At 60.1% G+C, this 18576-nt stretch carries 15 protein-coding genes; 9 read left to right on the top strand and 6 right to left on the bottom strand.

The window, feature by feature from the left end; translation table 11 throughout:
- Window positions 1-44 precede the first annotated feature (44 nt).
- Window positions 45-506, bottom strand: coding sequence for a peroxiredoxin (locus I2G20_RS04205; protein ID WP_196258436.1), 462 nt, complete (start codon window positions 504-506; stop codon window positions 45-47).
- A gap of 144 nt (window positions 507-650) precedes the next feature.
- On the opposite strand from I2G20_RS04205, the gene I2G20_RS04200 reads away from it, so the two are divergent.
- Window positions 651-4118 carry a hypothetical protein gene (locus I2G20_RS04200; RefSeq protein WP_196258435.1) on the top strand — a complete coding sequence of 1156 codons (3468 nt, stop codon included), beginning with the start codon at window positions 651-653 and terminating at the stop codon, window positions 4116-4118.
- Between the two features lie 45 nt (window positions 4119-4163).
- Here the strand turns inward: I2G20_RS04200 and tyrS are convergent, their stop codons facing one another.
- Both tyrS and I2G20_RS04190 read right to left on the bottom strand, forming a co-directional pair.
- Window positions 4164-5417, bottom strand: coding sequence for a tyrosine--tRNA ligase (gene tyrS, locus I2G20_RS04195; protein WP_196258434.1), 1254 nt, complete (start codon window positions 5415-5417; stop codon window positions 4164-4166).
- Window positions 5418-5460: 43 nt separating this feature from the next.
- Window positions 5461-6123: an alpha/beta hydrolase gene (locus I2G20_RS04190; RefSeq protein ID WP_196258433.1), complete on the bottom strand. Its 663-nt coding sequence runs from the start codon at window positions 6121-6123 to the stop codon at window positions 5461-5463.
- A gap of 291 nt (window positions 6124-6414) precedes the next feature.
- On the opposite strand from I2G20_RS04190, the gene I2G20_RS04185 reads away from it, so the two are divergent.
- Genes I2G20_RS04185 through sufA form a run of 8 tightly spaced genes read left to right on the top strand, consistent with a single transcriptional unit; the run spans window position 6415 to window position 13313 of the window.
- Window positions 6415-7557, top strand: coding sequence for a cysteine desulfurase family protein (locus tag I2G20_RS04185; RefSeq protein ID WP_246472830.1), 1143 nt, complete (start codon window positions 6415-6417; stop codon window positions 7555-7557).
- Between the two features lie 26 nt (window positions 7558-7583).
- Complete coding sequence (sufB, locus tag I2G20_RS04180; RefSeq protein WP_196258431.1) at window positions 7584-9113, top strand: Fe-S cluster assembly protein SufB; 1530 nt, start codon at window positions 7584-7586, stop codon at window positions 9111-9113.
- Complete coding sequence (locus tag I2G20_RS04175) at window positions 9110-9280, top strand: hypothetical protein (RefSeq protein ID WP_196258430.1); 171 nt, start codon at window positions 9110-9112, stop codon at window positions 9278-9280. The genes sufB and I2G20_RS04175 overlap by 4 nt, the downstream gene beginning before the upstream one ends.
- Before the next feature lie 53 nt (window positions 9281-9333).
- The gene (sufC, locus tag I2G20_RS04170; RefSeq protein ID WP_196258797.1) at window positions 9334-10086 is read left to right on the top strand and encodes a Fe-S cluster assembly ATPase SufC; all 753 of its coding nucleotides are present in this window, start codon (window positions 9334-9336) and stop codon (window positions 10084-10086) included.
- 10 nt (window positions 10087-10096) lie between these two features.
- Window positions 10097-11308 carry a Fe-S cluster assembly protein SufD gene (sufD, locus tag I2G20_RS17215; protein WP_196258429.1) on the top strand — a complete coding sequence of 404 codons (1212 nt, stop codon included), beginning with the start codon at window positions 10097-10099 and terminating at the stop codon, window positions 11306-11308.
- Entirely contained in the window at window positions 11308-12525 is a 1218-nt protein-coding gene (locus I2G20_RS04160; RefSeq protein ID WP_196258428.1) for a cysteine desulfurase, read from the top strand. The genes sufD and I2G20_RS04160 overlap by 1 nt, the downstream gene beginning before the upstream one ends.
- A 9-nt stretch (window positions 12526-12534) precedes the next feature.
- Window positions 12535-12924 (top strand): SUF system Fe-S cluster assembly protein, encoded by a 390-nt coding sequence (locus I2G20_RS04155; protein WP_196258796.1) that lies wholly within the window; start codon window positions 12535-12537, stop codon window positions 12922-12924.
- Window positions 12925-12926: 2 nt separating this feature from the next.
- Window positions 12927-13313 carry a Fe-S cluster assembly scaffold SufA gene (gene sufA, locus I2G20_RS04150; RefSeq protein ID WP_196258427.1) on the top strand — a complete coding sequence of 129 codons (387 nt, stop codon included), beginning with the start codon at window positions 12927-12929 and terminating at the stop codon, window positions 13311-13313.
- Between the two features lie 36 nt (window positions 13314-13349).
- On the opposite strand, the gene I2G20_RS17445 is transcribed toward sufA, so the two are convergent.
- The 3 genes from I2G20_RS17445 to parE all read right to left on the bottom strand — a co-directional run bounded on the left by I2G20_RS17445 (window position 13350) and on the right by parE (window position 18220).
- Window positions 13350-14411, bottom strand: coding sequence for a diguanylate cyclase (locus tag I2G20_RS17445; RefSeq protein WP_196258426.1), 1062 nt, complete (start codon window positions 14409-14411; stop codon window positions 13350-13352).
- 201 nt (window positions 14412-14612) lie between these two features.
- Window positions 14613-15953 (bottom strand): DEAD/DEAH box helicase, encoded by a 1341-nt coding sequence (locus I2G20_RS04140; RefSeq protein ID WP_207747531.1) that lies wholly within the window; start codon window positions 15951-15953, stop codon window positions 14613-14615.
- Between the two features lie 248 nt (window positions 15954-16201).
- Window positions 16202-18220 carry a DNA topoisomerase IV subunit B gene (gene parE, locus I2G20_RS04135; RefSeq protein ID WP_196258425.1) on the bottom strand — a complete coding sequence of 673 codons (2019 nt, stop codon included), beginning with the start codon at window positions 18218-18220 and terminating at the stop codon, window positions 16202-16204.
- Window positions 18221-18576 lie beyond the last annotated feature (356 nt).

Raw genomic sequence — 18576 nt, 5'->3', positions numbered from 1 at the left:
AGGGACTATGCCGTTACATGGTTAACAATCTGCCAAACCGCCGGTTAACCCAGCGCCTTAAGGACGCGTTCCACATGTCCTTTGGCGCGGATGTTGCGCCAGATTTCCCGCAATTTCCCGTCCGGACCGACGAGAAACGTCGACCGAATGAGGCCCATATAGGTTCGCCCATAATTGAGTTTTTCTCCCCAGACCCCAAACGCATCGATGGCAACATGATCGGGGTCAGAGACCAGAATCGGGGAGAGGTCATAGGTCTCGCGGAATTTGGCGAGGACCTCGACTGTGTCTGGGGAAATGCCGACCAGTAGGATTTCACGGGCCGCGAAGGCTTCAGCATTGGCGGTGAAATCGAGATTCTGGTTGTTGCAGGCGGGGGTGTCGGCTTGGGGATAGAAATATAGTAGTACCGATTTGCCGCGATGGGCCGACAGCGAGAACTTGCTCCCTTTGTCTGTGGGAAGCGTAAAGTCGGGGGCGGTCATGCCCTTGGCCAGCTCGGTCATAAAAATGGCGTCCTGTTGCAATTTTCGAGGCTGCGGGGTGTTTGCGCCATATTGGAGCCGGTATGGTCGCGCAACGATCCTTCGGTTTTTAGCCGATTCTTATCTTACCTGCGTAATTGCCTCGATCTGGATGCGCCCTCTACCGTGAGCGAAATCGATAGCCTCTCTGCCGCTCCACCTCCCGCGCGCAAACGGCGCCGGCTTGGGGGCGCCCGGCTGTTCTTGCTTATCGCTTTTGTGCTTCTGGCGGCATTTTATGTTCGTCTGCTTTTTGGGCCGGTTTCACTGAATTTCCTGTCCGACAGGGCTCAATCCATGATCGCCGGCGTCATCGACGACAGCTTCGATGTGAGCTGGACCGACTTCGGACTGTCGCTCAGCGATCCCTTCACGCCCGCGTTCCGGCTTTCGAATGTAACGCTGACAGAGAAGGCCAAGCCTTCGATGATCACGATGTCGGCGCTCGACATTACGATCTCTCCCCTGGGCATGACACGCGGACGCCCCGAGGCGCGAATCGTACTGGTCGATCCACACTTCCAACTCGTACAGGACCTGCTCGGCACACGGCTTTCGCGGTTCGACATCGAAGACCCCGGCGACGGCACACCGGCTGTGATTTCCATCCATGACGGGGGGGAGGTCGGGCGCCACGTGACGATTGGCAGCGAAGGTTTATCCATCGGGCAGGGCGTGGAGGCGGCGGTCGGACTACGATCGGACAACGACTGGCTGATTGCCAATGTCGAGGCGATCAACGCCTCGCTGGCCGAGGTTGCCACTCATGCAATGGAGGGCCAGGTCAACAGGATCGAAGTGCGGAACGGCTCGGCCGGCGTGCTCGACACTGTGTACGGCCTTTACAAGAGTTTCGATGCGGTAGAGGTGGACGTCCGCGCTGGACGCGAAGAGGGGCGCACGGTGGCGGTCTTTTCGGCCCGCATTGCGGGGCGAACAATGCAGGGTACACTGGCGCGGCAAGAGACCGTTGAGGGTGCGGTGCTCGATGCGGACGTGGCGGACATCGACTTTTCCACCGTCATCCCTTTCCTTGATGACGCGGAAGGCATAGCCGCCCTGCGGGGTGCGGGCACGCTATCCGCGCATGTGGCTTATGACGGCGAAGGGAAAGTCGAAGGCGCGGACTTCGTGATCGACCTCTCAGGGACTGCACTCCGGTTTAACAACGATCTTTTCGCCATTCAAACGGCTCCCTTCCCGGTCACCTGGACGCCAGATGAGGCGCGGTTTAGCTTCACTGATGTCGAAGTTGCTATCGGGCAAAGCACGGGCAATGTCAGCGGCGACCTGGTTCTGGGATTCGACCAGCAATTCGGACCGACAGTCGGCATTTCCGTGCGGGCCAGCGATGTATGGCTGCACCCGGACGACCTAGAGGCGCCGCCCGAACCGTTCGAGCTTTTCACCTTCGAAGGGTGGACCGCGCCACTCTACGGCGCCATCGGAATCGACAGGATGGTCGGCGCCCGGGAGAATGTCTCGGTCGTCATGCAGGGTCGTGTCGACACGGTGCGGGAAGGGATTGGACTTGACGTGACGATCAGCGGCCGCGGGGCGTCGGCGGACGATGTCAAGCGCCTGTGGCCATATCTGTTCTCGCCCGAGGTGCGCGAGCTCTTCACCGAATATGTCATTGACGGGCAGGTCCACTCCGCAGACATGCACTTCCGGTTTCCTGTCGGGACGATCGGCAAACCCGAATTGACGGGACCGGTTCCCGATGGCGCTATCAATATCGAACTGGTGGGCAGCAATCTCGAGATCCAGCCGTTTGAAGGCATCCCCCGGTTCGAAGTGGAGGGCGAGGCGCGCGTGACAGTGCGCGACAACCAGTTCACCATGGCGTTCGAACGGGCCAATATTTTCGATCCGGCGGGCAACATTACGATCAGCAACGCCGCGTTTATCAATCAGGACACCTCTGCGCCGTCGCAGATTTTCGAGATTTCCGGCGATATCGCGGGGACGGTTCCGACGATCATGCGCATGGCCAATGCCGAGCCGCTCAACCTGCTCGAGGAGTTCCAGTTTGGATTCGACCTCGATGCGCTGGCCGGAGACCTTGGCGGAACCGTCGCGGCGACGGTGATTTCGACCATTGCGACCGACGACACCGGCCGCATGGTGAGCACCGACTATGCGCTCAACGGGGCCGTGACCAACCTCCATAGCGTCAAGCCGATCGAAGGGTTTTCGTTCTCGGACACCCAACTTTCCTTTACGGCTTCGCAAGCAGGATTTCGCGTCGTCGGACAAGGCAAGCTCGGGGATATCCAAGTCGATCTGCAGGCCACGCGGTCGGGAAGCGATCAGGCTGATTTCAGGGCGGCGGCCACGTTCGGCGTCGCCGATGCGCGGTCCTTGGGACTCGATCTTTCCGAATTCGTCGACGGCCAGGTGCGCGTTGTGACGCGTCCCATGCCCGACGGCAGTTTCCAGGTTCTCGCCGATCTTGCCGATGCCGGATTGCGGCTCAAAGACATCGGCGTCTCAAAGCCGCGCGGTGATGCCGGACGCGTGGCCGGGGTGGTAAGACTAGACGCCGATGAGGTGTCGATTACCGAACTCGATCTTGCTTTCGGCACGGTGCGGTTGATGGGCGAGGTGCGCGCAGGTCTGGATGGCGCCCTGGAGGCCGCCGATTTCTCCACATTCCAGATCAGCCCAGGCGACAACGCGCGGGTTTCGATGCGGCCCATCGAAGGTGGTTTCGCGCTCGACGTGCGCGGCGAGCAGCTTGACGTCAAGCCTGTCCTCAAGCGCTTTTTCAACCTCGAGGGTGACAGCAGCGCCGGCGCGAGCCGGGATCTTGGAAACCAGACCTTCAACGTCACGGTCAACCTTGCGCGCGCGCTCGGGCACTATGCGACAGTCATCTACAACCTCAACCTCGATCTTTCGGTGCGCGGGGACGAGCTGCGCCGGGCTAATCTTACCGCGCAGCTTGGCGGCGACCGGACGATGTCTGCGACGACCAATGCGCTTCCGTCGGGGCGGGTCATCACCTATGCGGCCAACGACGTGGGTGCCGTCTTGCGGTTTATCGGCATTTATCCGCGCCTTGTCGGGGGCGAAGGCAGCCTCGTCATGCGCTACGATCCGCCTTCCCAGACCGATACGGGCGAATTCATCCTGCGTCAGTTTGCTATCGCCGATGAAGCAAAACTTTCCCAGATCGTTGGGGAGCACCGGGAATCGCGCGAACTCGTGGGTCGCAGCAATTCCCTGGCGTTCGACTATGGTCGCGCGCAATTCTTGCGGACGCCGGACAGGATTGAGGTTCTCGAGGCAGCGCTTTATGGAGACCTCGTTGGCGGAACAATGCGCGGGAACATTCTGACGCGGGCGGGTCAGTACGATCTGGCCGGCACGTATGTGCCCTTGTTCGGGCTGAACAACATCTTCCAGCAACTGCCGATCCTGGGGCCGATCTTCGGTGGACGGGAGGGCGAAGGGCTGATCGGGGTCACCTTTGCGGTGCGTGGGCCGCTGAGCCAGCCCGATATCCTGGTCAATCCCGTGTCCATCCTTGCGCCGGGCGTGTTCAGGACGTTGTTCGAATATCGGTCGCAGGCACAGACCAGGCCATAAAAAAGGGCCGTCGAGCGGCCCTTTTCCAGATATGTGGGATCGGTCTCAAACCGGCTTGAGCAGGACGTGCCGCTTCTTGCCGATTGAAAGCTTGATGACGCCCTCGGGCAGGACATGGGCTTCACCGAGCGCCAGCTTTTCATCGGCTACCGTCTCGTCGTTGACCTTCAACGCCCCGGCCTGGATATGGCGGCGCGCTTCGCCGTTGGAAGCGGCGAGGTTTGCGGTGACGGCAGCGGCAAGGATGCCTAGGCCACCGCGCAGCGCCGACCAGCCGATCTGGATGGTGGGCAGGGAGAGGTCGAGCTGACCGGCCTCGAAGGTTGCGATAGCGGTCGCAGCGGCTTCCTCTGCGGCGGCGCGACCGTGGACGAGGGCCGTAACCTCGGTGGCCAGCACCTTCTTTGCCTCGTTGATGTCAGTCGCGACACCGCCGACCACACGTGTGATCTCGCTGAGCGGGAGAGTGGTGAAAAGTTTCAGAAACCGTTCAACGTCGGCGTCTTCGGTGTTTCGCCAATACTGCCAGAAATCGTAGACCGACAAGGCGTCCTCATTGAGCCAAACTGCGCCATTGGCGGTCTTGCCCATTTTCTGGCCCGAGGCGGTCGTCAGAAGCGGTGAAGTGAGGGCGTAAAACTGAGTCCCCAGCATCCGATGGCCGAGGTCGAGTCCATTTACGATGTTACCCCATTGATCCGATCCGCCCATCTGCAGGATGCAGCCGTAGCGCTTGTTGAGCTCCACGAAATCGTAGGCTTGCAGGATCATGTAGTTGAATTCGAGGAAAGAGAGCGATTGCTCTCTGTCCAGCCGGAGCTTGACCGAATCGAAGGAGAGCATCCGGTTGACTGAAAAGTGCCGGCCAACGTCGCGCAGGAATTCGACGTAACCGAGATCGAGGAGCCAGTCGGCGTTGTTGGCCATGATGGCGGGATTTTCAGCGCGGTCGAAGTCGAGGAAGTTGGCGAACTTCTGCTTGATGCCTTCGATATTGGCGCCAATGTCCTCGACCGTAAGAAGCTTGCGCGCTTCATCCTTGAAGGATGGATCGCCGATCATGCCCGTGCCGCCGCCCATCAGTGCGATGGGGCGATGGCCGGTCTGCTGCATCCAGTGCAGCATCATGATCTGCATGAGGTGTCCGACGTGGAGCGAGGCAGCAGTCGGGTCATACCCGATATAGGCCGTGACGATTTCCGAGGAAAGCTTCTTGTCCAGGCCTTCGGGGTCGGAAATCTGATGGATGAACCCGCGCTCGTGCAGCGTGTGGAGGAATTCAGACTTGAACTGCGTCATTGGGCAATGCCCCAATCGATTTGTTGAGGGTGTTACTTGTCGCTCAACGTCCGCCGCCGGCTGCGATCTCGGCCCGGCGACGGTCGAGATACTCGCCACAGGCTCCGATCAGTTCGTCGATCTTGCCTTCATAGAAATGATTGGCGCCTTCGATGATCTGTTGCTCGATTGTGATGCCCTTCTGGGTCTTGAGCTTGTCCACAAGTTTCTGAACTGCCTCAGGGGGCGCCACGCGGTCCTTGTCGCCATGTATGATCAGGCCCGAGGACGGGCAGGGGGCGAGGAAGGAGAAATCGTAGAGATTTTCCGGGGGCGATACCGAGATGAAGCCCTCCACCTCCGGCCGGCGCATCAACAGTTGCATTCCGATCCAGGCCCCGAACGAAAAACCTGCGATCCAGCAGCCTCGGCTCTCGCGGTTGAGGGTCTGGAGCCAGTCAAGCGCAGCGGCGGCGTCGGACAACTCCCCGATGCCGTGATCGAAAACGCCCTGGGAGCGGCCAACGCCGCGCGAATTAAAGCGCAACACGGCAAAGCCGCGTTCCACAAACATATAGAAGAGGTTGTAGACGATCTGGTTGTTCATCGTTCCGCCGAACTGCGGGTGCGGATGGAGAACGATGGCTATTGGGGCGTTGGGCTCCTTGCCCGGCTGGTAACGGCCTTCGATGCGGCCCTCGGGACCGTTGAAAATGACTTCAGGCATGAGCAAAAACCCTTAATTCTTGATCGGCCGCACGGTTACGCCGGCATCCGTGAAAACCTTTTAGAGCGTCCGACGCATGGGAACCATGCGAATCGACAGCGCGGCTTGACGAACGCCTCCGGTGTCCATAAAACTGACTGAAATACCAGTTTAGAATTATTCCAAACCGGTACAGCCGTCTCACCGGCCGTTGTTGAGCGCCCCTTTTACTTAAGGTGGACCTCGAATTTCAAGGATTGTTTGAGGCCTGCGCCCAGAGGCGGAATGGCCTTATGCGAGTTGATGGATCGGATGAGCACTTATCTCGACCATAACGCCTCGGCGCCGCTTCTTCCGTACGCGCGGGAAGCGATTGTTTCGGCACTCGCGCTCGCCGGCAATCCCTCGTCCGTGCATGGGCAGGGACGGGTGCTGCGCAAGCTGATCGACGATGCGCGCGACGACGTGGCAACGCTCGCCGGGGCAGAGGCCAAGCAGGTCGTTTTTACGGGCTCGGCGACCGAAGCGTTGACCCAGGCAATCGTCGGTGGGGTCAGGACGTTCGGGATCAACCGGATTGTGGTGTGTGCGACCGATCATGCAGCGGCGCTGAAGGCGGCCGAGGTCAGCGGGGCTTCGGTGCGGGTCCTCGGGGTGGACGAGGACGGGCTCATCGATCTCGATGCCTTGGCGCGCATAATTGAAACGGCGAATCTGGCGGGCGAAAAACTGCTGGTGGCCTTTTCGTGGGTCAACAACGAGACGGGCGTCATCCAGCCGCGCGAGCGGATCGAGGCGATGGTTGGCCCAACACCACATTTTCTTGTCATCGACGCCGTGCAGGCTTTTGGCAAGCTGGCGTTGGATTTTGCGGCTTCCGCCGCAGACATGATGGCGATCAGCGCGCACAAGATCGGTGGACCCTCTGGTGTTGGTGCGCTGTTGGTCAAGGGACATTGCGACTCCGTGCGTCTCATCCCGGGCGGCGGGCAGGAGCAGGGGCGGCGCGGCGGCACGGAACCGGCAGCACTGATTGGCGGGTTCGGTGCGGCCTGCCGGGCAAATGCCGATGCCTTCAATCTGGATCGCACTCGGGCCTTGATGGTTGATTTCGAGGCCCGCCTGACCGATATGGCACCTGATGCCGCCATTTTCGGCCAGGGCGCAGAGCGGATCGGGACGGTGTGCAATTTTGCGGTACCTGGTATCCGGAACACTGTTGCGATGATGGCACTCGATCTCGCCGGTGTTGCGGTCTCGTCCGGCTCGGCCTGTTCCTCGGGCAAGGTCGGGCGGAGCCACGTTCTGAGCGCGATGGGTATCGAGGCGAATTTGAGCGAATGCGGTCTGCGAGTCAGCCTGGGCTGGAACTCGCAGCGAGAAGACATCGACGCCTTCTTTGCGGCGTTTGAGCCAGTTTTGAACCGGCATCGCCGGAGCGGCGCAGCGGCATAAGCGGCTGCGAATATCAGGAGAGACTTATGTCCGACTACGACATCCCGACACTTAAAGAAGAGATCGACAGGGAAACCGTCGATCAGGTTCTTGCGCTGGACGTCGACAAATACAAGTACGGCTTCGAGACGATCATTGAATCCGAAAAGGCGCCCAAGGGGCTCAATGAGGATATAGTGCGCTTCATCTCGGCCAAGAAGAACGAGCCTGAATGGATGCTCGAATGGCGGCTCGATGCCTTCCGGCGCTGGCTGACCCTCAACGAGCCGACATGGGCGCGCGTTTCCTATCCCAAGATCGATTTTCAGGACCAGTATTACTACTCGGCTCCCAAGAGCACTTCGGGTCCCAAGTCGCTCGATGAGGTTGACCCCGAGCTTTTGCGCACTTACGAAAAGCTGGGTATTCCACTCTCCGAGCAGAAAATTCTCGCGGGTGTGCAGGACGCCAATGGCACAGCATCAACGCCGTTCAGCGGCAACGTTGCCGTCGACGCTGTGTTCGACTCGGTGTCGGTGGTGACGACGTTCCGTGAGGAACTGGCCAAGCACGGCATCATCTTCTGCTCGATTTCCGAAGCCGTCCGCGAGCACCCGGACCTGGTAAAGAAGTATCTTGGTTCGGTCGTTCCGGTGACCGACAATTTCTACGCCACGCTCAACTCGGCGGTCTTTACCGACGGCTCTTTCGTCTACATCCCCAAGGGCGTGCGTTGCCCGATGGAGCTCTCGACCTATTTCCGCATCAACGAGAAGAATACCGGCCAGTTCGAGCGTACGCTGATCATCGCCGAGGAAGGCTCATATGTGAGCTATCTCGAAGGCTGTACTGCTCCGATGCGCGACGAGCACCAGCTTCATGCCGCGGTCGTGGAACTGGTGGCGCTCGACGATGCCGAGATCAAGTATTCCACGGTCCAGAACTGGTATCCCGGGGACAAGAACGGCAAGGGCGGTATCTACAATTTCGTCACCAAGCGCGGCGATTGCCGGGGCAAGAACTCCAAGATTTCCTGGACGCAAGTCGAGACCGGTTCGGCGATCACGTGGAAGTATCCGAGCTGCATCCTGCGCGGGGACGGTTCGCGCGGGGAGTTCTATTCCATCGCCATCTCGAACGGCCATCAGCAGGTCGATAGCGGCACCAAGATGATCCATCTGGGAAAGAACACGTCCAGCCGCATTATTTCCAAGGGCATTGCCGCGGGGTTCTCGGACAATACCTATCGCGGGCAGGTTTCGGCGCACCGCCGGGCGACCAATGCACGCAACTTCACCCAGTGCGACAGCCTGCTGATCGGCGACAGGTGCGGGGCGCATACCGTGCCCTATATCGAGAGCCGCAATTCTTCGGTTGTGTTCGAGCACGAGGCGACGACCTCGAAAATCTCGGACGACCAGATGTTCTATTGCCTGCAGCGCGGGCTTAGCGAGGAAGAGGCGGTCGCGCTGATCGTCAACGGCTTCGTGCGCGACGTGCTGCAGCAGCTTCCAATGGAGTTCATGGTGGAAACCCAGAAGCTGATCGGTATTTCGCTCGAAGGGAGCGTGGGTTGAGCGAATTCACGTTCAATTGGCCGGTACTTATCGGATTTGCCATTATCGTGTTTGTGGCGAGCACTGGGGTGGCCTATTTGCGGCGAAAGGATCCCGAGTGGAAACGGGCGCTGATGCTGAGCGCCGCCGCGACCTTCTTTTACGCACTGATTTTGAATTGGACCTGAGCGCGCCGACAGGTTGCGCCAGAGAATGACTGGAGCTTGAAATGAGCACACCGCTGCTTGAAATCCGTAATCTGCACGTTCGAGTCGAGGACAATGAAATCCTCAAAGGCGTGAACCTGACACTCAATCGCGGCGAAGTGCACGCGGTTATGGGCCGGAACGGCTCGGGCAAGTCAACGCTCTCCTATGTTCTGGCGGGTAGAGAAGATTACGAGGTCGTCGAAGGCGAAGTGCTGTTCGACGGTGAAAATCTCCTCGAGATGGAGCCCGATGAGCGCGCCGCAGCCGGCGTGTTCCTCGCCTTCCAGTACCCGATCGAAATTCCGGGCGTCGCCACGATGACGTTCCTCAAGGCCGCTATGAACGCGCAGCGCAAGGCGCGGGGGGAGAGCGAGCTTACAACGCCCGACTTCATGAAGGCGGTCAGGGACGCGTCCGGTCTGCTCGATATCAAGCAGGACATGCTCAAGCGGCCGCTCAATGTCGGGTTCTCGGGCGGCGAGAAAAAGCGCGCGGAAATCCTCCAGATGGCGCTGCTCCAGCCCAAGCTGGCCATTCTCGACGAGACGGATTCCGGGCTCGATATCGACGCGCTCAAGGTCGTTTCGGAGGGCGTCAACCGCCTTCGCAGCGCGGACCGCGCGATGCTGGTCATCACGCACTACCAGCGGCTGTTGAATCATATCGTCCCGGACGTCGTCCACGTCTTCTCGAACGGACGGGTGGTCGAGACGGGGGGCAAGGAACTGGCGCTCGAACTCGAAGCCAAGGGCTATGCCGATTTCGACGAACCTAACGCGGCGTAAGGAGAAAGACGTGAACGTCCAGACACCAGTTCGCCTGAGCGCGGCCGAAGAAGCCTTTGTCGGACAGCTCGAAAGCGCAGGCGCTTCCGCCGCCGCCGAGCGGTTCCGCATTATCGGCCTGCCCACAAGGCGCGTCGAATCCTATCACTACACCGATCTCAAGACGTTGCTCTCGGCGGTGCCACCGCTGGCCAGGGCCGCAAAAGGCGCAAGCGCTCCGGTGATCGACATTCCCGGTGCCTATCGCATCGTCATCGCCAATGGCGAGGTGCAGAACTCAGGCACGGCGCCTAACGGCGTGATCGTATCAAAGGTTGCCGGGGCAACGCTCACCACGCGTGACGACGTGCTGATGCGGCTCAACTCCGCCCTGGTTTCGGAGTCGGTGAGTGTCGAACTCACAGGTCATGTCGATGCGGTCGTCCATATCGACCGTCGCATGGAAGGCGATGCAGCTCACGTCCAGAGCGGGGCCAAGATCGCCTTTGCCGCAGGCACGAAGGCGACGGTCATAGAGACCGTCTCGGGAAGCGATGCCGCACATATGGGCAACGCAGGAAGCTATGTGTCGGTGGGCGAGGGCGCCGAGGTGACGCATATTCTTGTCGATCTTTCCGCGCGGCAGGCCACCCATTTTGCCTCGGTCGAATACCGGCTGGCGGCAAATGCCAAGTTCAAGTCCGTGGTCGTCAATGCCGGCGCCAATCTCGCGCGGGCACAGATCTTTGCAGAATTCACCGGCGAGGGCACGCATGGCGACTTTTACGGGCTGAACCTCGTCGATGGCGAGCAGCACAAGGACATCACGCTCGACGTGACGCATGGCGTGCCGCACACGACCTCGTCCGAGCTTTACAAGCAGATCGCACGCGGGCGTGGCAAGGCCGTATTCCAAGGCAAGATCAACGTCGCCAGAGACGCCCAGAAGACCGACGCCAAGATGATGATGCAGGGGCTGCTGCTTTCCGATGAAGCGGAAATCCTTGCCAAGCCTGAGCTCGAAATCTTCGCCGACGACGTAGTGTGTGGACACGGCGCCACGTGCGGCGATCTCGATGACACCTGGCTGTTCTATCTCATGAGCCGCGGCATCCCCCGGGCAGAGGCCGAAACCATGCTGATCCGCGGTTTCCTTGCGGAAATCGTCGATGCCGTCGAGGCCGAGCACGTGGCCCAAGCTCTGGGCGATATTGTCGAGGTTTGGCTCGGCAAGGCCGTTTGATGGGAATCGATCTTGAAAAGGTCCGAGCGGATTTTCCGATTCTCGAGGAGAAGATCCACGGCAACAGGCTGATCTATCTTGATTCTGGAGCTTCGGCACAAAAGCCGGTGCAGGTGCTCGACAGGATGGACCACGCCTTCCGGCACGAATATGCCAATGTCCATCGCGGGCTTCATACACTTGCAAACCGCGCGACCGAAGCCTTCGAAGGTGCGCGCGAAAAGGCGCGGGCATTTCTCAATGCCGAACGGCTCGAAGAGATCGTTTTCACGCGGTCGGCAACCGAGGCGATCAATCTCGTTGCATCGTCGTTTGCCGGCCCGAGGGTCGGCGAGGGCGACGAGATCGTGCTTTCGATCATGGAGCACCATTCCAACATCGTTCCCTGGCACTTCCACCGGGAGCGCAAGGGTGCGGTGCTGAAATGGGTCGACGTGACGGACGAGGGCGGGCTGGACCTGAATGCGTTCGAAACGGCGTTGACCTCCCGGACGCGGATGGTTGCCATCACGCATATGTCCAACGTCCTCGGCACGATCACACCCTTGAAGCAGATTGTCGAGATCGCCCACGCAAAGAACATTCCGGTGCTGATCGACGGAAGCCAGGGCGCGGTGCATGAGAAGGTCGACGTCCGCGATATCGGCGCTGACTTCTACGTGTTCACCGGCCACAAGCTTTACGGACCGACCGGGATCGGCGTGCTTTACGGGCGGTACGATCTGCTTGAAGAGATGCAGCCCTATCAGGGCGGCGGCGAAATGATCGAGGAGGTTGGCCTCGAGGCTGTGACCTATAACGATCCGCCGCACCGCTTCGAAGCGGGCACGCCCCCCATCGTCCAGGCCATCGGGCTCGGCGCCGCGATCGATTATGTCGAGAGCGTCGGACGGGATGCGATCGTCGCCCACGAGCATGAGGTGGCGGCTTACGCCCACGAGCGGCTCACACGGATCAATTCGCTACGCATTATCGGAAATGCGCCAGGGAAGGGCGGGATATTCTCGTTCACGCTCGATAACGCCCATGCCCATGACGTGTCGACATTACTCGACCGTTACGGCGTTGCGGTGAGGGCAGGGACCCATTGCGCGATGCCGCTGCTCAAGAGATTTGGTGCAACCTCTACATGCCGGGCTTCATTTGCCCTATATAATGGCAAGGACGATGTGGACGTGCTGGTGGAAGCGATCGAGAAGGCGCGGACCTTTTTCTAGAGAGTCATGATGACAGACACAGTGACGACAGAGATCGAAGCCGAAAAGCCCTCGCTGGTATCCGCGACCGGGAGCGCCCTCCCGCCCGAGGAAATCGAGCGGATCACGGCGGATCTGATCGGTGCGTTCAAGACCGTTTACGACCCGGAAATCCCGGTCGACATCTATGAGCTGGGGCTTATATATCGCGTCGATCTCGACGATGACCGCAAGGTCACGATAGACATGACGCTGACCGCACCGGGATGTCCTGTGGCGGGCGAGATGCCCGGTTGGGTCGAGAATGCCGCCCGCGCCGTGGAGGGCATTCAGGATGTTGAGGTCAACATGGTGTTTGATCCCCCATGGGGGCCGGACCGGATGAGCGAGGAAGCGCAAGTCGCGCTGAACTGGTGGTAGCCATGCCGTTTGCGATCATGAGCCTGACCGACAACGCAGCCGAACGCATCCGCGAGATCATCGCGGATAGCGACAGGCCGGTGATCGGTGTGCGTGTGGGCGTCAAGAACGCCGGCTGCGCGGGCATGGCCTATACCCTCGATTATGTCACCGAGCCGGTCGCGGGTGACGATCATATTCAGGACAAGGGCGTCGATGTGTGGGTCGAACCCAAGGCGACGCTGTTCCTGCTCGGGACAGTGATGGATTTCGAGGAAACGAGGATGTCCTCCGGGTTCACCTTCAACAATCCAAATCAGGAAGGCGCGTGCGGCTGCGGGGAAAGCGTGCAGCTCAAGCCCGCAGACCTTGCGGAAATCGCCAAGGCGCGCGCAGCGGCCACCGCCTGAGTTCAAGCATTTTCAAGCACATCGATGCTGGTGAGTTCAGGCGACGTCGATGACGCCGTTTTCCTCGGAAAGCTGATGTTCGGCGACAACGCGGTTGCGGCCGTTACCTTTGGCTGCATAAAGGCAGCGGTCTGCGCGCTCGATAAGGGTCGCGACGGTATCGTCACTGCGTAATACCGCGACACCAACAGAAAGCGTTATGCGGCCAAGTTTTTCGTTGGTGGACCGCTTGAGCAGTTCCTTGGACTGCACGGCAGCGCGGATGGTTTCGCCGACATTCATTCCACCCGCCAGGTCTGTCTCGGGAAGGATCGCGACGAATTCCTCGCCGCCGAAGCGGGCAGGGAGATCCCGGCCGCGAATGTTGGCCTTGAGCACCTGGGCGACGAGGCGCAGGACCTGGTCTCCCGTCAGGTGGCCGAAGGTGTCGTTGAACGCCTTGAAATGGTCGATGTCGAAAACCAGGAGTGACAAGGGCTTGCCCGATTGCAAGGAGGCATTCATCTCCTCGATGAGCTGCTCATCGAACGCCTTGCGATTGGCGATCTTGGTCAGTGGGTCGAGCATGGATTCCTTGCGCACCTCGTCGAGGTCGCGCTGGAGCACCGAGATGTCGTCCTTGGTGTTTTCAAGCTCGGCCTCAAGCTTGCGGTTCATGTCCTGCATCCGGCGAGTTTCCTTGAGCAGGCGCGAGGATAGGAGCTTGAGCGCTTCCTCGTCGATGCCCCCATTCTCGAGATCACCGGAAGCCTGCTGCAGCGACCCGGAATAGGAATTGGCCGAGACCATGGCAAATTCGATCGCCTGATTGACGTCGGTTATCTTACGGCTCATCACGGACGACATGTGCCGCAACTTGGCGTCCATATCCGAGATTTTGAGGAACTCCTCACACAGCAAGGGCGCCTCGCTGAGGGAAAGAGCGCCCGTCTCCGCCAGCGCTGCATTGATCCGCTTGTTTAGCTCTGGGGTGGAACCGGTGGCATAAGTGTAGAACAGCTCGAAATACATCGGAAACGGCGGTATCTGGGAGCGCTTGAGCAATGCCAGCGCTGCGTTTGCAAATCCGGATGCACGTTCAAAGTCGAGGTTCGTCACGTCACGTCCCCACAAGCCCGGTATGCTGTATCGGCAAATCCGGGAGTAAATGGGAATCCGGCATAAATGCAGCCAACATCCAGCCGCCCCCTCCCCACAGAGTAGCATGTGCTAATGATTTCGTGTTGGCCTGTCCACAACAAAATCGCCGCTCTGCACGCGACTTCAGGAGCCTGTGTTGGGCATCCCGGTTCCGGGTTTTCAGGTCCGCGGTCCGGCGGGACGAAGCAGGAATGCCGGTATGTGTCCCTCCGACTGGAAGCTTACCGGACTGGAGTCGTTGTCCGCCGGCTGCCGGTTCTTTTCCGGCCGCTTCTTCTCGCGTTCCTGCGTGCCGGACCTGCGGTTTTCGGCGGGGGACTTGCCGCGTGAAGATGGTTCTTCCGCTTGCCTGGGGGCAGGGGTGGACACAGGTTTCGCGTCGAGCCAATCGATTTTGCGCTGGATCAACGCCGTGATCGCGTCGACATATTTCCCTTCCGACGGGCTTACGAGGGTGATCGCCGATCCCGAGCGCCCAGCGCGCCCGGTTCGGCCGATGCGATGCACATAGTCCTCGGCATGCGTCGGGACATCGAAATTGAACACGTGGCTCACCGCCGGTATATCCAAGCCCCGGGCTGCGACGTCGGAGGCGACGAGAATCGGCAAGGCTCCCGCGCGGAAACGGTCGAGCGTTTCCATTCGGCTCTTTTGATCCATGTCGCCATGCAGGGCGCCGGCATTGAAGCCGTGGCGTTCGAGCGAACGGGCGACGGTCGCCACATCACGCTTGCGATTGCAGAAGATGATAGCGTTCTGCATGTCCTTTGCCGCGCGAATTTGATCACGCAGCGCGGCGCGCTTTTCGGCAGGCGTCTTGCCAACCTTCAGGAGCTTCTGGTCGATGGTTTCCGCAGTCGAGTTCTGACGGGCAACCTCGACTTTCACCGGATCGCGCAGGAAACGCTGGGTTAGCTTCTGAATCTCGGGCGGCATGGTGGCCGAAAAGAACAGCGTCTGCCGGCGCGACGGCAGGAGGCCGCAAATGCGTTCGATATCGGGGATGAAACCCATGTCGAGCATTCGATCCGCCTCGTCGATGACGAGGATGTCAACCCCGGTCAGGAGCAGCCTGCCGCGTTCGAAATGATCAAGCAGGCGACCAGGGGTGGCGATGAGTACATCGGCGCCGCGGTCGAGCTTCTTGTTCTGGTCCTCGAAGGAGACACCGCCGATCAGCAGCGCGACCGTCAGACGGTGATTCTTGCCGTATCTTTCGAAATTCTCATGGACCTGAGCGGCGAGTTCGCGCGTCGGCTCCAGTATGAGCGTGCGCGGCATGCGCGCGCGTGCCCGGCCTTTTTCGAGAAGCGCCAACATGGGCAGAACGAACGACGCCGTCTTGCCGGTCCCTGTCTGGGCTATCCCGATCAGGTCCTTCTTTTCGAGAATATGGGGGATAGCTTGGGCCTGGATGTCGGTCGGTTTGGTATAGCCGGCGGCGGTGACGGCATCGGTCACCTTGTCGCTCAGTCCGAGCTCAGAGAATTGCACTGTCAAATCGGGTGTCCATTGTCACGTATGCCAGAACAGCAATGTCCAAAACGGAAAGACGTTTCCCGTTCCTCGTCTCAAACGCTTCGCCGTCCCGCGAGAACCGCCAAGGCGGCTTTGCGCTGTACCCAAGCTCCGGCTCCTGCCCGACCGGCGCGCCCATTTGGCCTCTGACGGGGCGGACCATAGCGAAACAACCTGCCAAGTCAATGTCGAATTGGCCATAATCCTTAACTGGCAGAGGTTAGCGGCCTTCAGACGTCGACATCGGTCACGAAGGCTGCCCGTTCGGAAATGAAATCGAACCGTGCCTCGGGCTTGTTACCCATCAGACGGTCGACAGTTTGCGCGGTGTCCTTGCGGTCTGCGACGACCTTGACCTGCAATAAGGTGCGGGACCTGGGGTTCATCGTCGTTTCCTTCAAATGCGCGTGTGGCATTTCGCCCAGACCCTTGAAGCGGGTGATCTCGATCTTGCCCCGCCCGGAGAACTCGGTTTCGACGAGTTGGTCCTTGTGTGCGTCATCCATGGCGTATGCAGTCTTCGCTCCCTGCGTCAGGCGATAGAGCGGGGGCAGGGCGAGATAGAGATGGCCACCTTCGATGAGGCCGGGCAACTCCTGATAGAAGAAGGTCATCAGGAGCGAGGCTATATGCGCGCCGTCGACATCAGCATCGGTCATGATGATGATCTTGTCGTAGCGCAGGTCATCTTCACGGTACTTGTCGCGTGTACCGCAACCCAATGCCTGGATGAGATCGGCAATCTGCTGGTTGGCCGCAAGCTTGTCGCGGCTGGCGCCCGCGACGTTCAGCACCTTGCCGCGCAAGGGGAGAACGGCTTGCGAAGCACGATCGCGCGCCTGCTTGGCCGATCCGCCCGCACTATCACCCTCGACGATGAACAGTTCGGCGCCCTGTGCGGCGGACTGGCTGCAATCGGCGAGCTTGCCAGGGAGGCGCAGCTTGCGGGTTGCGGTCTTGCGGTCGATTTCCTTTTCCTTGCGGCGGCGGACGCGCTCCTCGGCACGTTCGATGGTCCATTCAAGGAGTTTGTTGGCCTGATTGGGCGAAGCGGTCAGCCAGTGATCGAAAGCGTCGCGAATAGCATTGTCGACGATACGGGTGGCTTCCGTGGAGGCAAGCTTGTCCTTGGTCTGGCCAACGAATTCGGGCTCGCGGATGAAAACGGACAGCATAGCGCCGCAGTGACTGAGGACATCCTCTGAGGTGATCACCGAAGCCCGCTTGTTGCCCACGAGATCGGCGTAGTTCTTGAGGCTACGCAGGAGCGCCGTTCGCAGGCCGGCTTCGTGGGTACCTCCGTCTGGGGTCGTCACGGTGTTACAATAGGACGAGGTAAAGCTGTCGCCGATATACCAGGCAATGGCCCATTCCACGGCGCCGTGCGACCCGGGCTTGCCTGCCTTGCCGGAGAATACGTCATCAAGGATGCGTGTCTTGCCCTCGATCCGCCGTTCGAGAAAATCGCGCAGGCCGCCAGGAAAATGAAACGCCGCCTTGGCGGGCACGCCATCGCTGGCAAGGGATTCGTCGCAGGACCAGCGGATTTCGACGCCGCCAAAGAGATAGGCTTTGGCACGCGTCATGCGGAAAATACGATCGGGGACGAATTTGAGATTGTCCCCGAATATTTCCGGATCGGGATGGAAGCGAGTGGTGGTGCCGCGGCGGTTATTGACCCGGCCAAGCGGCTCAAGCCTGGAGGTTGCCTTTCCGCGCGAATACGTCTGCCGGTAAAGCGTCTGTTCGCGGGCGACTTCGACAACGAGGTCGTCCGAGAGCGCATTGACCACCGAAATGCCAACGCCATGCAGCCCGCCCGAGGTCTCATAGGCTTTGGAATCGAACTTGCCGCCCGCGTGTAGCGTGGTCATGATGACTTCCAGCGCCGAAAGGTGCGGGAGCTTGGGATGCGCATCTACGGGAATGCCGCGCCCATTGTCGGTGACGGTGAGGTACCCATCCTCACCCAGATGCACTTCTATGCGGGTGGCATGGCCGGCGATCGCCTCGTCCATCGAGTTGTCGATGACTTCGGCAAACAAATGATGCAGCGCGTTGACGTCAGTGCCGCCGATATACATGCCAGGACGGCGCCGCACCGGCTCGAGGCCTTCGAGGATCTCGATATCGGCCGCCGAATAGCTCTCTCCTCCCGTTGCAGGTTTGAGCACGGGCTGGGAGGGGGCAGGGGATGGTTGCGGCGCGGGGCGTGGTGCGCCGCCAAACAGGTCGTTGTCTTCGGTCATGTGTCTGTCGGGGGCATTCCGCGAATCGTTGGTATCTCTTGCCATAACATATGGTGCGGCAAACGTGCGGAAACACCACAGAATTCGGGCGTGTTCAACACCCCAGATCGCAGCTGCCCTCGAGCTTACCGTGGTGCCGTGTCTCATCGCGGGACAGGATGGTGTGCATTTTTGCGCGCGGGTTTACCAAGAGTTTGCCGTTCATCAGCACTTTCTTAAGTCTGCCTGTGTAGAAATTTCCCCATACGGTTCATGAGTTTGGAGTTGCCGTATGCGTGCGAAATCCGGTGGCGGCGTTGCGTATCTTGCGACCGGACACTTGCGCGGAACGAATTGGTGGTTGCGGGCCGGATTGT

The sequence above is a fragment of the Pelagibacterium limicola genome (genome assembly GCF_015694405.1).
Lineage (GTDB): Bacteria > Pseudomonadota > Alphaproteobacteria > Rhizobiales > Devosiaceae > Pelagibacterium > Pelagibacterium limicola.
Note: the sequence above shows the minus strand (reverse complement) of the source record. Positions and strands in the feature narration are given on the sequence as shown.